The organism is Glutamicibacter sp. V16R2B1 (assembly GCF_005774635.1).
GTDB lineage: Bacteria > Actinomycetota > Actinomycetes > Actinomycetales > Micrococcaceae > Glutamicibacter > Glutamicibacter creatinolyticus.
The window spans coordinates 64,902-80,032 of the sequence record NZ_VATX01000022.1 but is presented as its reverse complement, the minus strand read 5'-3'; the positions used below and the strand labels follow the sequence as shown (position 1 = coordinate 80,032).

Genomic DNA, 15,131 nt, shown 5'->3' with positions numbered 1-15,131 from the left:
CGTCAGCTGTTTCAGTCACAGTGGCGATAACCGATTCTAGCGGCCTTCACCAAAGGCCCGAAGCCGATTGAGGCTTGATTCCCTGCCCAGGATCTCCATGGACTCGAACAGCGGCGGTGAGACCTTCTTGCCGGAGACCGCCACGCGGGCCGGACCGAAGGCGTGACGCGGCTTCAGCTCCATCTCCTCGACGAGCTTTGCCCGCAGGGCTTCCTGGATGGCCGCTGCACTCCACTCGGTGAGCGGCTCCAGTGCCTGGATGGAGGCCTGGACAACCTCGCCGAGATTGGCCGGCATGCCCTTCAATGCCTTCTCATCCACGGTGATCTGCTCGTCGGCCAGGAAGAGGAAGGCCATTATGTCGGCCGCTTCTCCCAGCAGGCCCACGCGCTCCTGGACCAGTGGTGCTGCAGCATCCAGGATCTGTGCCTCCCGCTCGCTCAGTTCCTCACCGACCAGGCCCGCGGCCTGCAGGTAGGGAACAAGCCGGTCCCTGAAGTCCTGCGGCTCCAGCATGCGCACGTGGGTGCCATTGATGGCTTCGGCCTTCTTCTGGTCGAAGCGTGCCGGGTTGGAGAGCACGTCCTTCACGTCAAAGGCCTCAATCAGCTGCTCCCGGGTGAAGATGTCTTCATCCGCGCTCAGCGACCAGCCCAGCAGTGCCAGGTAGTTCAGCAGCCCCTCGGGGATAAAGCCGCGTTCCCGGTGCAGGAAGAGGCTGGATTCCGGATCACGCTTGGACAGCTTCTTGTTGCCCTGGCCCATGACGTAGGGCAGGTGACCGAAGCGCGGCATGTACTTGGCTACGCCAATGTCATGCAGCAACGCGTAGAGGGCGATCTGGCGCGGGGTGGATGAAAGGATATCCTCGCCACGCAAGACGTGGGTGATCCCCATCAGGGCGTCGTCCACCGGGTTCACCAGGGTGTAGAGCGGCTTCCCATTGGCGCGCACCACCACGAAGTCCGGGACCGAACCAGCCTTGAAGGTGATTTCCCCGCGGACCAGGTCAGTGAAGCTCAGGTCGGTGTCGGGCATGCGAACGCGCAACACCGGCTCGCGGCCTTCTGCCTTGAACGCGGCAACCTGCTCATCGGTCAGCTCGCGGTCAAAGTTGTCGTAGCCGAGCTTGGGGTCACGGCCGGCGGCTCGGTGGCGGGCCTCAATCTCCTCCGGGGTGGAGTAGGACTCGTACAGATGACCGGCAGCACGCAACTTGGCAATGACGTCCTGGTAGATGTCGCTACGCTGGGACTGACGGTACGGCTCGTGCGGGCCACCGACGTTCACCCCTTCATCCCAGTCGATGCCCATCCAGTCCAGCGCGTCCAGCAGCTGGTTGTAGCTTTCTTCGGAGTCGCGGTTGGCGTCGGTGTCTTCGACACGGAAGATCATCTTGCCACCGGTGTGCCGGGCGTAGGCCCAGTTGAACAACGCGGTGCGGATCAAGCCTACGTGCGGAGTGCCAGTTGGCGAGGGGCAAAAGCGAACCCGGACGGGAGTGTCATCGGTTACTGCGGGAATCAGCGATAGATCAATCATGATGACTTCATTCTATGCCCACTTCTGGCGGCCGCTCCATTCAGCGCTAGAAAGACCGCAAAGAGAAGCAGGACCTCTAGTTATCCAACCTAGAGGTCCTGCTCAAACTCTTTACTAACCGCGGTAAAGCGAAGACAGTTTCAATTCTCAGCGCCGGAAAATGTTGCCAAGACTACCGATTTCTTCGACCTCTACCTCGACGCGGTCCCCTTCACGCACCTCGCCCACGCCTGCCGGGGTGCCAGTCAATATCACATCACCCGGCAACAGCGTGAAGGCTTCAGAAGCTCGGGCAACAAGCTCGTGAACAGACCAAATCAGTTCGCTCGTGGAGCCGTCCTGCTTCACCTCGCCATTGACCCTGGTGACAATCCCAATGTCGTCGGGATTATCCAGCTCGGTCTCGATCCATGGGCCCAGGGGGCATGAACCATCAAAGCCCTTGGCGCGAGCCCACTGCAGGTCGCTGCGCTGGGCATCCCGGGCGGTCAGATCGTTGGCCGCCGTGTAGCCGAAGATGACTTCGGGCACTTTTTCCACGGGAACGTCTTTGCAAATGCGTCCGATCACCACGGCCAACTCCCCCTCGAAGGAGACTTCGTCGGAAAACGAAGGAAGCGTGACCGGTTCGTTGTGTCCCACCACGGAGGTGTTGGGCTTGAGGAACATGATCGGCTCCGGGGGTACCTCATTGCCCAGCTCTTCAGCGTGTTTGCGATAAGTGCGTCCGAAGGCCACCACCTTTGAGCGAGGAATGATGGGGGCCACCAGGCGGACATCCTCGAGCTCGTGGCTTTGTCCGGTCGGTTTGATCCCTTGAAAGAAGGGGTCCCCCGCCAGCGTGTGGACTTTTTGCTCTTCGACCACGCCGTACAGAGGGTCAGCGTCTACTACGAATCGTGCAATGCGCATTGCTTTACCTAGTTACTTTCTTTGGCGTTCTTGGGATCTGAGGCGCGTCGCGCCGCCTGAAGCAGCTCGTTATTAAGCTGCTCATCGGTAGCCGAAGAGTCTTCTTCCGGGAAACCGGTGGGATTGTTCTCCTGCCAGCGCCACATGTCGCGGACCATCTGCTCCAATCCACGCTCGGATTTCCAGCCCAGCTCGAGCCGCGCCTTAACTGGATCAGCATAGTTTTCGGCGACATCCCCGGGCCGACGCTCAACGATTTGATAGGGAATGTCTTTCTCCGCTGCCCGCCCAAAGGCCTCGATCACCTCCAGCACGCTGGAGCCTTCACCCGTCCCCAAGTTCCAAACAAAAGATCCGGTGCGGTCTGAAAGATAGTCCAGGGCGGCCAGGTGTCCGGACGCCAGGTCGACGACGTGGATGTAGTCGCGCACGCCGGTACCGTCCACCGTTGGATAGTCACCGCCGAAGACGTTGACCTGCTCACGGCGCCCGATCGCTACCTGTGCCACGTAGGGCATGAGGTTGTTCGGGATTCCCTGGGGATCTTCCCCGATACGACCCGACTCGTGGGCGCCTACCGGGTTGAAGTAGCGCAGGGCGGCAATGGACCAACGCTCATCTGCCGCCGCAAGCTCTTCAAGCATCTCCTCGATGTGAAGCTTGGTGCGCCCATACGGGTTGGTGGCGCTGCGCGGGGTGGACTCCACCAGGGGAAGCTCCGTCGACTCGCCGTACACCGTGGCCGACGAACTGAAGACCAGCTGACGGCATCCGGAAAGTTCCATGGCGTCCAACAGATTCAAGGTGCCGGTGACGTTGTTGCGATAGTACATCAGTGGCTTTGAGACCGACTCACCGACGGCCTTCAGTCCGGCAAAATGTATTACTGCATCGGGAGCTGCTTCAATGACAACCTCGTTTAGGCGATCAGCGTCCAGCAAATCAACGTTGAAGAAGCGAGGAGCCCGACCGGTGAGGGCAGAGACACGACGCAACGATTCAGGCGAGGAATTGCTGAAGTTGTCGACAACGAACACCTCGTGCCCTTCCTCGAGCAACAACAGAACGGTGTGGGAGCCGATGTACCCAGCTCCACCGGTGACAAGTACGCGCATCGTATTCCTTTAGCTTCGCGGGCGAATGGCTCGGACTTCAAGGAAAAGCCCGAGCCATTCTATCGATATTGCTTGCTCGTTAGGCCAGCTGCTCCAACCAGCCGTGACGGTCTTCCACCGTTCCCAGCTGGATGCCAAGCAGTTCCTCACGAATGGCCATGGTGACTTCCCCGGCAGCGGCCTGGGGGTCCCCAATGATCTCGTCCCCATTCTTCAGAACACCGATCGGGGTGATCACGGCCGCGGTTCCGCAGGCGAAGACTTCGCTGATGTCACCACTGTTGACTCCTTCACGCCATTCATCCAGGGTGATGGTTCGTTCCTCGACCTTCATCCCGCGGTCCTTGGCGAGCTGCAGCACCGATTCACGGGTTACGCCCTCCAAAATGGTTCCGGTGAGAGCCGGGGTGACCAGCGTTCCATCCTTCATGACAAAGAACACGTTCATTCCGCCAAGCTCTTCGACGGCATTGTTGTTAAACGGATCCAGGAAGAGTACCTGCTTGCATCCGTTGGCCTCGGCTTCCATCTGGGCGACCAGGGAGGCAGCGTAGTTGCCGCCGCACTTGGCATTGCCGGTGCCGCCGCGACCGGCGCGGGCGTACTTGGTGGAGACCCAGATGGACACCGGCTTCAGCTCGCCGCCGAAGTAGTTTCCGGCTGGCGAGCAGATCACGCGGTAGGACACTTCGCGTGCTGCCCGCACCCCAAGGAAGGCCTCGGTGGCGATCATGAACGGGCGAATGTACAGCGACTCGCCTTCTTCGGAAGGAACCCACTGAACATCTGCCTTCACGAGCCTGCGCAGGGACTCCACAAACAGCTCCTCGTCGAGCTGCGGAAGGGCCAGACGGGCCGCGGAGCGGTTGAGACGCGCGGCGTTCTTGTCGGGCCGGAAGGTCCAGACGGTGCCATCTGCATGGCGGTAGGCCTTCAGGCCTTCGAAAATTTCCTGCCCATAATGCAGCACCGAGGCGGCCGGATCCAGGGCAATGGGCCCGTAGGGTTCAATTCGTGCATCATGCCAGTTGCCGCCCTCGCCATTTTCGTTGGAGGTCCAGTCAATCACGGCGGTGTGATCCGTAAAGAAGTCACCGAAACCCGGGTTCGCCAAGATGCGGGCGCGCTCTTCGTCGGTGGCGCGATTCGTTGAGAGATGTTCGGTGAATTCCATATCGACCTAGGACTTCCTTAATTCGGTGACGAAAAACGGGTGCCCACGCCTAAAGCGGAACACCCGTTCGTGGTTGCGCCCATCAGGGAAGATTCACTTCGCCAGCTGGGCTTCTATGTGTAGCTTATGCCAGCAGTGACACAATTGCATCGCCGATTTCGGCCGTGGTGCGCTGATCGGTCAATTCCTGCCGTGAGGTGATCTCTTTTTCGACAGCCTGCTCAACCGCGGCGGCTTCCTTGGATAATCCCAGGTGGTCAAGCATCAACGACACGGACAGGATCGCTGCCGTGGGATCGGCTTTCTGCTGCCCGGCGATATCCGGCGCAGAGCCATGCACCGGCTCGAACATGGACGGATAGGTCCGGTCCATGTTGATGTTGCCGCTGGCGGCCAAGCCAATGCCCCCGGTGATGGCACCGGCCTGATCGGTAAGGATGTCGCCGAAAAGATTGTCGGTGACAATGACATCGAACCGGGAAGGGTCGGTGGTCAGGAAGATGGTGGCGGCATCCACGTGCAGATAATCGTGGGTCACCTCCGGGAAGTCCGCTGCCACGGCCTCGACCGTACGACGCCATAAATGTCCGGCATGTACGAGGACATTGTGCTTATGCACCAGCGTTACGTGCTTGCGAGGGCGTGCCGCAGCTCGGGTGAAGGCATCACGCACCACGCGCTCCACGCCATAGGCGGTGTTGACCGAGACTTCGGTGGCGATTTCGTGGGCCGTATTCGTTCGTACCGATCCCCCGTTGCCGACATATGGTCCCTCGGTGCCTTCCCGCACCACGATGAAGTCGATGTCGCCAGGGTTGGCCAGAGGGCTCTCAATTCCCGGGTACAGCTTGGCTGGCCGCAAGTTCACAAAGTGATCGAGGGAAAAGCGCAGCTTGAGCAGCAGTTCACGTTCAATAAGCCCGGAAGGGATGCGGGTATCCCCCGGCGCGGCACCGACGGCTCCGAAGAGGATGGCGTCGTGCTTCTTGATTGACTCCAGGGTTTCTATGCTCAGGCTTTCCCCCGTGGCCAGCCAGTGCTCGGCTCCCAGTGCGTAATCCGTGAGTTCGACCTGTGTGGCGCTGGCGCTGGTGGCAACTTTCAGAACCTTAACGGCTTCGGCGACAACCTCGGGCCCTATGCCGTCCCCGGGTATGACTGCAATCTTCAATACGTTTCCCATGTTTAGATCCTAACCGGAGGAATCCAACATGTGAGAAGTTATCTCATCATATGAACTCAGCTGTATTCTCCTCTTATTTTCAACCCTTGGCATGAGGTCTGCTCTGCTTCTGTTCAGTACCCTGAGAGGAACAGTAGGAAAATCACGAGTGGGCACCTTTTCTTGGAACTCTTAAGTCTTCACCGGCGCATCGATCAGTGGGTGCGGGACAACCCGTATCGCATGGATGCCATTGCCGGGTCCTTCTACACACTCTTCTGCCTAGTCGGCAGCTTCGGCCTGGTCTACGGAGTGGGAACATCCGTTGTTGTTCTGATTGCGTTCCTACAGTCGGCGCCGCTGATTGTCAGACGACGTTTTCCCTGGCCAGCCACCGTACTTGTCGTTATCGGCCACCTTTTGCAGCTGTTGCACGGCAACTACTTTTTGCCCTCGCAATTTTCAGTGCCAATCCTCGTCTACACCATGGCCAAATACGGCAAGCGCTGGCAGTCACTGACCACTCTGGGCATAGGGATCTTCGGCGCGCTGGCAGCAACTGTGCGGATGTTCTCCAATCTGCCCTATGCTCAGCCCCTCTCCTTTGACACCTTCGTATCCTTCGTGGGGCTCTCCTTGATTGTCCTGGTCTCCTGGACGTTTGGTGACTTGGCAAGGACACGCAGACTGACAATGGATGCCCTGCGCGACCACGCCAAGCGGCTGGAACTGGAACGCCAGTACGAACGTGACTTGGCGGCCTCCGATGAACGAAACCATATTGCGCGTGAAATGCATGACATCGTGGCCCACTCACTGTCGGTCATCATCACTCAGGCCGATGGCGCACGTTATGCCGCCGCGAAGGATCCGCAGGTCGCCATCGACACGTTGAAAACCGTCGCCGACACGGGGCGTTCGTCGTTGCGGGAGATGCGGCGTCTGCTCGGAGTACTCCGAACGGGCCACGGAGCAGACAACCGGCCACTGCCCACGCTGGCAGATATCCCTGACCTGGTTGGCACCGTCAGGCGCACGGGCTTGGAAGTGCATTTGGCGTTGCAGGGAACGCCGCGACGCTCCCTTCCCGCTGGCGCAGAGCTCACCGGGTATCGCTGTGTGCAGGAGGCTCTGACGAACGTAGTCAAGCACGCTGGCGCCAGCGCGAGCGCCGAAGTTTCCCTCTCCTGGGGAACACGAGGCCTGGATATCAGCGTTGAAGATGATGGACGAGGTGCCGGAGCCCTATCCAGTGAAGGTACCGGACAGGGGTTACGAGGCATGGCCGAGCGAGTTGCCCTATACGATGGGGAATGCGCGGCTGGCCCGAAACCGGGTGGAGGTTTCAAGGTCTCAGTTTTCATCCCTTACTCGGAGGACTAAAAACACGTGGGCGATACAGAGCAAATCAAAGTCGCATTGGTTGATGACCAGCTGCTGGTGCGTAGCGGCTTTCGAATGCTGATCAACTCCCAAGACGACATGGAAGTGATGGCGGAGGCCGCCAACGGCCGGGAGGCGTTGGCGTCGACGCTGTTGCCTACCGCTGATGTGATCCTCATGGATGTACGAATGCCGGAGATGGACGGCATTGAGACCACAGAACACCTTCTCCACGGAGAAAAGTACCCGGGAGCAGCTCCGAAAGTCATCGTGCTGACGACTTTCGATATGGACGAGTACGCACTCAATGCCATTCAGGCCGGCGCCAGTGGGTTCCTGCTCAAAGATGCCCCTCCGGAGGAACTTCTGGAGTCCATTCGAACTGTGAATCGAGGCGATGCCGTGATCGCGCCGTCCACCACCCGACGCTTGCTAAACCACATGGCGCCGATTCTGAAACGCAATGCGCAGCCCAATGCCAACCTGCAGGCTCTCGTTGATTCCTTAACCCGACGGGAGCGCGAAGTCTTCGAAATGATCGCCGCCGGACGATCGAATCCTGAAATCGCGCAAGATCTCTTCCTATCTGAAGCGACCGTGAAGACGCATGTAGGACATATTCTCTCTAAGCTCGGAGCGCGTGATCGGGTTCAAGCTGTCGTCATCGCCTACCAAACCGGCGTGGCCACTCCCTGACGGTCGTGGCTCGTGGCTATGTAAATCGCAGTCCCTAAAGATCCAGCCCTGGCACATGTGCCAGGGCTGGATCTTTAGCTTGCGGAGTTTACTTGGGCTCTTCGTACCTCGGGAACACCGGGCTCGGTGCCGGCAACTCGGTCCCCGGAACGAGCGCCTTGTCGAAGTTCTCAAAGGTGCGGGCAGATCCGCTACCCACAGCCAAGAGATCTAGCATGGCCGTCATGGTTTGGGGCAGTACCGGCTGCAGCAGAATGGCCACCTGGCGGACCACCTCGAGGGTCACGTAAAGCACCGTCTCCATGCGGGCCGGGTCGGTCTTCTTCAGCTTCCACGGTTCTTGTTCGGCGAAGTAGGCATTGGTATCACCCAACACATGCCAGATCGCCTCCAGCGCACGGCTGAACTCCTGCCGTGCGAAGTAGTCACGAGTGGTGTCCAAGAGCGCCGCGGCGGCTTCCAATTCCGCTCGGTCAGCATCGTTGAACACCCCTGGTTCCGGTACCGCTCCCCCACAGTTTTTGGCCACCATGGACAGTGAACGCTGTGCCAGGTTTCCGAAGTTGTTGGCCAGGTCGCTGTTGATTCTCGCAACGATCGTTTCGTGGTTGTAGCTGCCGTCGGCACCGAACGGGACTTCACGTAGGAAGAAGTAGCGTACTTGATCGAGCCCGTACTGCTGGACAAAGTCATCCGGGGAGACGGTATTACCCAGTGACTTTGACATCTTCACACCGTTGTTGTGCAGAAAGCCATGGATCATGATGCGCTTCGGCAACTCCAGCTTCGCGGACATCAGAAAAGCAGGCCAGTAGATGGCGTGGAAGCGAGAAATGTCCTTACCAATGACATGGACATCGGCTGGCCAGAACTTCTTGAATGAAGCGGCCTCGACATCAGGGAAACCGGCACCGGTCAAGTAGTTGGTCAGCGCATCCACCCAGACGTACATGACGTGCTTGTCATTACCGGGAACCGGGATGCCCCAGTCGAAAGTCGTGCGTGAGATCGAAAGGTCAGTCAGCCCACCTTCAACAAAGCGGATCACTTCATTGAAGCGAGACTTGGGAGCACCGAATTCTTCCTGCTCCGCGTAAAGCTTCAGCAGCTTCTCCTGGTACTTGGAGAGGCGGAAGAAGTAGGACTCCTCCTCGGTCCAGGTGACCTCGGTATCGGTTTCAACGGCGTAGCGAACCCCGTCTTCACGCAGTTCGGTTTGTTCCTCCGTGTAGAAGGCTTCATCACGCACCGAATACCAGCCCGCATAGGCATCGAGGTAGATATCTCCGTTGGCTTCCATACGGCGCCAGAGTTCCTGCGCTGCAGCATGATGGTCAGCATCGGAGGTACGGATGAATCGGTCGTAACTGATTCCCAGCTCATCATTCATCGCCTGGAAGGCATCGGAATTACGCTGGGCCAGTTGAGCGGGCGAGATGCCTTCGCGCTCAGCCGTCTGCATCATCTTCTGGCCGTGCTCATCGGTGCCGGTCATGAAGAAGACGTCGTATCCATCCAGACGCTTGAAACGCGCCATGGCATCGGTTGCCACTACTTCATAGGCATGACCAATATGAGGCGTGCCATTGGGGTACGAGATTGCGGTGGTGATGTAATAGGGTTTCTGCTGCGAAGTCACGTTAGTAATTTACCTTAGTTGCATGGTTGTTCAGGAGTCAGAGTCGCTGTCTGACTCTTAGGTGTACTTGTCCAGCGAGCTCCAGAATGCTCCGCGCAGGACGCGACGGATCTGCTGCTGGTCGGTTTTCCATTCACCGATAACTTGGGCACAGTCCTTTAGCAGCGTCCGATCGATCTCGGGGGGCAGCTGGGGTCGATCGGCCATAAGCTCCACCAATTCAAGTTGCGTCGTGCTGGCGAGCCAGGAATTTGCGACGTTGGCACCAATTTCCTGGGCGACAGCCATTTCTTCTTGCTCATACGCAGCTTTGCCCTGGAAACCCGACTTTTCACCGCCGCTGGAGTAGATAACTTCCGACTCGGCTATCTGCTCCCGCCCTTGCGCCTGGCTGACGTTCTTCAGTCTCTGCGCCATAATCGCCGGGGTGGGAGCAGCAGCGGGCTTTGGTTCTGATGCGGCGATCTCGGTGGGGGCGGCCGCGATGGTCGCGGACTCAGAGGCGTGATGATCGTCCCACTCAATGACCTTCGTAAAGGAACTGTCCAACAGTTGGTCAGGAATTGTCTCAATGGCGTCTGCAGTTAGTGCTAGGTGCTCCGCGACTGAGGCCACTCCCAACCGGCTCTCGTCCCGCCGTACACCTAAAAGGACGACCTTCATACCAAGGTCCTGGGCCTCTTCGACCGCTTCGGCGAGATCGTCGTCTCCTGAAACCAGATATGCAACGGATGCGGCGCCATGACGCGCAACGCCGACAAGGTCCAGCGCCAGACGCAGATCCACGCCCTTTTGCTCGCCGTTATAGGAGATACGGCCAAGGCGAACCTTAACACCGGGAATGAAACCAATGCGTTTGTGCTGCTCCGTGAACAGCCCGTCCTTGGACGCGTCGTACCAGTAGACGCGCAGATTATTCAGGCCGGTATTTTTCTTAACCGTCTGGACTATCCCTTTGATCAGGGCTTCATAATGAATGGTAAACGCCGATCGAAGCGTGGTACCCGCAGCGCGGTGCCCACCTAAGGAGAGAAGAAAACCTGCATCAATAAATATGGCCGATTGGTTCATCATACGTCGATCCTACTAAGCGGTACTGTTGAACCCTGCATGGCCCTTCGGGCAGGCAAAAAGAATCGAGGCCGAGATCGTAAAATCTCGGCCTCGATTCCACGCAAACGGACTAAATGCTGGCCGCTCGCATCAGGTCTTCCGGATCCGGCAACTTCGAATCAAAGTCCTCCATGCGGATCCCCACGCCAAGCAACTCTGCGATTGCTGCAACGGTTCGTTCAGAGGCCTTGCCGTCACCATAGGGGTTTACTGCGTTGGCCATCTCATCGTAGGCATCCTGGTTGTGCAGGAGTTCGGTTACCGACTCGAAGATACGCCCCTCGTTGGTGCCGATCAGCTTTACGGTGCCTGCCGCGACTGCTTCGGGCCGCTCGGTGTTCAGACGCATCACGAGAACCGGCTTACCGAGGCTTGGTGCTTCCTCCTGCACTCCCCCTGAGTCGGTGAGCACTAGCGTTGCGGCATCGATGATGCGAGTGAACTCACCATAAGCCAGCGGCTCGGTCAGGGTGATGTTCGACAGGCCGTCAATTTCCGGCAATAGAGCTTCACGCACAGCAGGATTGCGGTGCATTGGCAGGATAAATTCGACATCCGGCTCAGCGGCGGAAAGCCGGGCCAGCGCCCGACCGATTCCGCGCATCGGCTCACCCTGGTTTTCACGACGGTGTGTCGTCACCAGAACAATGCGCTTGCCCGAGTTTACAAGATTCTCAAGTGTGGGATCAGAAAACGGAACTTGTTTTTCCACCACCGTCAGAAGAGCATCAATCACCGTATTACCAGTAATGACGATATCGTTCTCGCGGAAGGTCTCTCGTACCAGGTTGTTCTTGCTCAGCGAGGTCGGTGCCAGGTGTAGGCTGGCAATCTGACTCGTGAGTTTGCGGTTAGCTTCCTCGGGAAATGGTGAGAAAATGTCGTAGCTGCGCAAGCCTGCTTCAGCGTGAACGACGGGAATGCCGCGGTAGAAAGCGGCAATGGCGCCTGCAGTGGAGGTGGTCGTGTCGCCCTGAACGACTACTGCATCCGGCTTTTCCTTTTCGAAAATCTCATCCAACCCGCTGATGGTTTTGGTCAAAAGACCGTTGAGGGTCTGGCGAGGTTGGATGACATCAAGGTCATAGTCGGGGGTAATGTCGAACAGCTCATTAACCTGATCGAGCATCTCACGGTGCTGACCAGTAACGGTCACGACACATTCAAAACCTTCGGAGTCCTTGAGCGCCTTCACGATTGGGGCTACCTTGATGGCTTCGGGACGTGTGCCGTAGATCGGCATGATCTTCTTCATGGGGATGAGTACCTTGTCGTCTAAGGGGCTTTAGCGCCACAGGCCGCGCGTATCAACAACAGCTTTTCCAGCCAGCGCGGTCGCGGGAACAGCCTTGAACTGGTCGTGATCGACCAGCAACGTAACGACGCTCGCATCCTGCAGGGCGTCCTCGGTGGACACCATGGTCAAGTTGGAGATATCGCCCAGCTGCTTTGGCAGCACTTCCACGTGTGGTTCAACAGCTAAAAACTCAACGTCCGGATTGCCTTCTGCCAACTTTCGGGTGATGGCGATCGCCGGCGATTCTCGCATGTCATCGATGTTGGCTTTGAAAGCCAGACCCATAACGGCCACCTTGCCGTTAAAGTCTTCCGCCTTGGTGGCCTCCTTCACCTTGTTAATGACCCAGTTCGGCTTTGCGTCATTAGTATCACGGGCCATTTTAATGAGGCCAGATTCTTCAGGGGCTGCCGCGACGATGAACCATGGGTCAACAGCGATGCAATGTCCTCCCACGCCTGGACCTGGCCGCAAGATATTGACGCGCGGGTGACGGTTTGCCAGATTGATCAGTTCCCAGACATCGATGCCTAGCTTGTCGGAAATGACGGAAAGTTCATTAGCGAACGCGATATTGACATCGCGGTAGGAGTTTTCCACCAGTTTGGCCATTTCGGCCGTCTTGGCGTCGGTGGTCAGGATGGCTGCCTCGCAGAAGGTTTCGTAGAGTTCGCGGGCCTTATCTGCAGCTTCCGGAGTGATGCCGCCGACAATGCGATCGTTGGTGACCAGCTCTTCCATAACGTACCCGGGAAGGACTCGCTCAGGGCAGTGTGCGATCAGCAGGTTGTCTTTGGAGAGGTCTGGACGCTTGGAAAGCAGATACTCGGCCATGTGCTCGGTCGCGCCTGGAGGTGAAGTTGACTCAAGGATGACCAGCTCCCCACCCTTGAGCTTCGGGGCGATTCCGTCGGCGGCGGCTTCAATGTAAGAAAGGTCGGCCGAGTGGTCCTCGTTGAAAGGGGTGGGTACAGCGACGATGTAGGCTTCGGCTTCAGGAGTCTCAAAGCTTGCACTCAACGTACCCTGCGAGACGGCCTCCGCGACAAACTCGCCCAGGGCTGGCTCGACGAACGGAACTTCGCCTTTGTTGACAGCTTCAACGGTTCGAGTCGAGACATCGACGCCTTTTACCGTGATTCCCTTGGATGCCAGGATCGCGGCTGTGGGCAAACCAATGTAGCCCAAACCGATAACTGCAACTTCCTTTATGCTGTTCACTAAAGTCGCTTTCTCTCAGGTGCGTGATTACGGCCGCCGCAACGGCTATCCAATGATGCACGCTCGGCTCAGGGATCTGTCAGCAGGGCCTTAAGAACCTTATCGCAATTCAGCCCCGCAGGTCACGAGGGTTTACTTATTAGGTTCTCGTAGATCTCGCTTAAACGATGCGCATTCGAGGACCACGTGCGCGTGCGAAGAACGAAGTCCCGGCCTGCGCGCCCCATACGAGCCGCCTGATCAGGACGTGATATTAGATCCGAAATGGCTGCCGCCCAAGCGTTGATGTCCTCAGCTTTGATCAGGTGACCATTCTCACCGTCTCTGATCAGCTCTCCAAGAGCAGGAAGATCCGAAGCCAGCACGGGAACACCGCTGGCAAGAGCCTCCACAGGTTTGAGCGGCGTCACAGACCGTGTCACTGCCAAGTTCTGACGGGGAACAACAAAAGCGTTCAGGCTGGCGTGGTATAAATGCGCGTCGTCCCTGGGTACCCGGCCTGGGAACCGGCAGATTGCCTTGATTCCTAGTTCTTGGGCGAGATTGCGGAGGTTTTCCTGTTCTGTGCCATCTCCGACGATCAGTACACGCAGCGAAGGGTGGGACGGGGCGAGTAATGCGGCTGCCTTCAGCAGCGTGTCCAGTCCTTCGTAAGGGACTAGGCTGCTGACCGTACCGACGTAGAAGGCGTCCGATTCCAGGGACACCTTGGCCCTGGCTATGAGCCGTGGCACTGGAGCTTCAAGAAACTTGTCCCCGATTCCGTTGGGAAGGACTGTGATGTTCTCTTCGGCAACGCCAGCGGTTACGAGGTTCAATTTCATGTGCTCGCCCAAGGTGACCACATGATCCGCCGCTTGAGCCGCCTCGGCCTCGCGCGCTTGGAATAGCCGGTACCGTTCCGTGTCGTGCGCCGAGTCCGGACGCATCGAAGCCCAGGTGTCGGCCAGCTGACCGCGCACTTCATAAACCCATGGCAGGCCGGTCGCGTCGGCTACGGCGCGCACGGATACCGCGTTGCTGAAGTCCGTGGTTGTATGCAATACCGACGGTCGGGATTCGGTGACCAGCTTCATCAGTTCATCGCTCTGCTGCTGCAGTCGTCCCTTCATATCGGTACGTGCAGGAAAGGACGATACACGGTGATAGGTGACAGCGTCGACGGTTTCCCGCGGCGGCGCCAGCAGATGTCCGATATTCGCGGGATAATTAATTCGGGTGGCAACCGACGCTCGCCAACCGGCGTCGGGAAGCGAGGCAACTGTAGAATGGGTGCGTTGAGCATAACCACTGCCCGTGTACGGCAACGAATTTGTCGCGAAATACAGCACCTGGTTGTCGCGGCCACTAGTCCCGTTTCCTTCTGGTGCAACGACTGGCTTCCACCCGGAGAGTACTTGCAGTTCGCTCTCATAGTGACGCAGTTGTCGAGAGGCACCGTTGTTTGAGAGGACTTCCACCGCTTCGCGCAGGTTACCCATGTGCCACGCCATACGGGCCCGGACACGAGCCGTCGCCTGGTCAGCGTCAATCTGGTCAAGGATACGCTGAGCCTGATCCCACTGGTGTACAGCAATGCAGACATTAGCCAGCGCCAGCCCATCGGAACTTTTGCGATTAGTATCTGCGAACCAACGCTCGGACACCAGGAGTATGCGGCTGGTGTCTTCAGCGAGCATACTTTGCAGCACCTCACGTCGTGTTTTGCTCATTGGTATGTAAAGGACGGATCGAAAGATCCGCCGTAGGACCGGATTCTTGAATTTTCGCACAACCTGCAGCGCGAAGAAACTTGGATCATCCGTGATGTTCGCATATACCAAACCAACGGTATTGACGAGATTGCGGAGGGTGCTCCGTGGGTGAACAGGCATGAT

General features: G+C 58.1%; 12 protein-coding genes. 2 read left to right on the top strand and 10 right to left on the bottom strand.

Annotated features, from left to right (window positions below; all coding sequences use genetic code 11):
- Positions 1-36: 36 nt before the first annotated feature.
- The 5 genes from gltX to FDN03_RS14520 form a co-directional block, all read right to left on the bottom strand.
- Positions 37-1,542: a glutamate--tRNA ligase gene (gltX, locus tag FDN03_RS14540; protein WP_138178312.1), complete on the bottom strand. Its 1,506-nt coding sequence runs from the start codon at positions 1,540-1,542 to the stop codon at positions 37-39.
- A 147-nt stretch (positions 1,543-1,689) separates the two neighbouring features.
- The gene (locus FDN03_RS14535) at positions 1,690-2,454 is read right to left on the bottom strand and encodes a fumarylacetoacetate hydrolase family protein (RefSeq protein WP_138178311.1); all 765 of its coding nucleotides are present in this window, start codon (positions 2,452-2,454) and stop codon (positions 1,690-1,692) included.
- Between the two features lie 8 nt (positions 2,455-2,462).
- Positions 2,463-3,569, bottom strand: coding sequence for a UDP-glucose 4-epimerase GalE (gene galE, locus FDN03_RS14530; protein WP_138178309.1), 1,107 nt, complete (start codon positions 3,567-3,569; stop codon positions 2,463-2,465).
- A 79-nt stretch (positions 3,570-3,648) separates the two neighbouring features.
- Positions 3,649-4,743: a branched-chain amino acid aminotransferase gene (locus FDN03_RS14525; RefSeq protein ID WP_138178307.1), complete on the bottom strand. Its 1,095-nt coding sequence runs from the start codon at positions 4,741-4,743 to the stop codon at positions 3,649-3,651.
- Positions 4,744-4,867: 124 nt separating this feature from the next.
- Positions 4,868-5,926, bottom strand: coding sequence for a 3-isopropylmalate dehydrogenase (locus FDN03_RS14520; RefSeq protein ID WP_138178305.1), 1,059 nt, complete (start codon positions 5,924-5,926; stop codon positions 4,868-4,870).
- A 222-nt stretch (positions 5,927-6,148) separates the two neighbouring features.
- Here FDN03_RS14520 and FDN03_RS14515 point away from each other — a divergent pair, with 222 nt between their 5' ends.
- Both FDN03_RS14515 and FDN03_RS14510 read left to right on the top strand, forming a co-directional pair.
- Positions 6,149-7,288, top strand: a complete 1,140-nt coding sequence (locus FDN03_RS14515) for a sensor histidine kinase (RefSeq protein ID WP_138178303.1) — start codon at positions 6,149-6,151, stop codon at positions 7,286-7,288.
- Positions 7,289-7,294: 6 nt separating this feature from the next.
- Complete coding sequence (locus tag FDN03_RS14510; RefSeq protein WP_138178301.1) at positions 7,295-7,984, top strand: response regulator transcription factor; 690 nt, start codon at positions 7,295-7,297, stop codon at positions 7,982-7,984.
- Between the two features lie 88 nt (positions 7,985-8,072).
- Here the strand turns inward: FDN03_RS14510 and metG are convergent, their stop codons facing one another.
- From metG to FDN03_RS14485, 5 genes are all read right to left on the bottom strand, one after another.
- Positions 8,073-9,623: a methionine--tRNA ligase gene (gene metG / locus FDN03_RS14505; protein ID WP_138178299.1), complete on the bottom strand. Its 1,551-nt coding sequence runs from the start codon at positions 9,621-9,623 to the stop codon at positions 8,073-8,075.
- Between the two features lie 57 nt (positions 9,624-9,680).
- Positions 9,681-10,697 carry an NYN domain-containing protein gene (locus FDN03_RS14500; RefSeq protein WP_138178297.1) on the bottom strand — a complete coding sequence of 339 codons (1,017 nt, stop codon included), beginning with the start codon at positions 10,695-10,697 and terminating at the stop codon, positions 9,681-9,683.
- A 109-nt stretch (positions 10,698-10,806) separates the two neighbouring features.
- A complete protein-coding gene (gene wecB, locus FDN03_RS14495) occupies positions 10,807-11,991 on the bottom strand; it encodes a UDP-N-acetylglucosamine 2-epimerase (non-hydrolyzing) (RefSeq protein ID WP_138178295.1) in 1,185 nt (394 codons plus the stop codon).
- A 30-nt stretch (positions 11,992-12,021) separates the two neighbouring features.
- Positions 12,022-13,254 carry a UDP-N-acetyl-D-mannosamine dehydrogenase gene (wecC, locus tag FDN03_RS14490; RefSeq protein WP_138178294.1) on the bottom strand — a complete coding sequence of 411 codons (1,233 nt, stop codon included), beginning with the start codon at positions 13,252-13,254 and terminating at the stop codon, positions 12,022-12,024.
- 122 nt (positions 13,255-13,376) lie between these two features.
- Positions 13,377-15,128, bottom strand: a complete 1,752-nt coding sequence (locus FDN03_RS14485; RefSeq protein WP_138178292.1) for a glycosyltransferase — start codon at positions 15,126-15,128, stop codon at positions 13,377-13,379.
- Between the last annotated feature and the right edge of the window lie 3 nt (positions 15,129-15,131).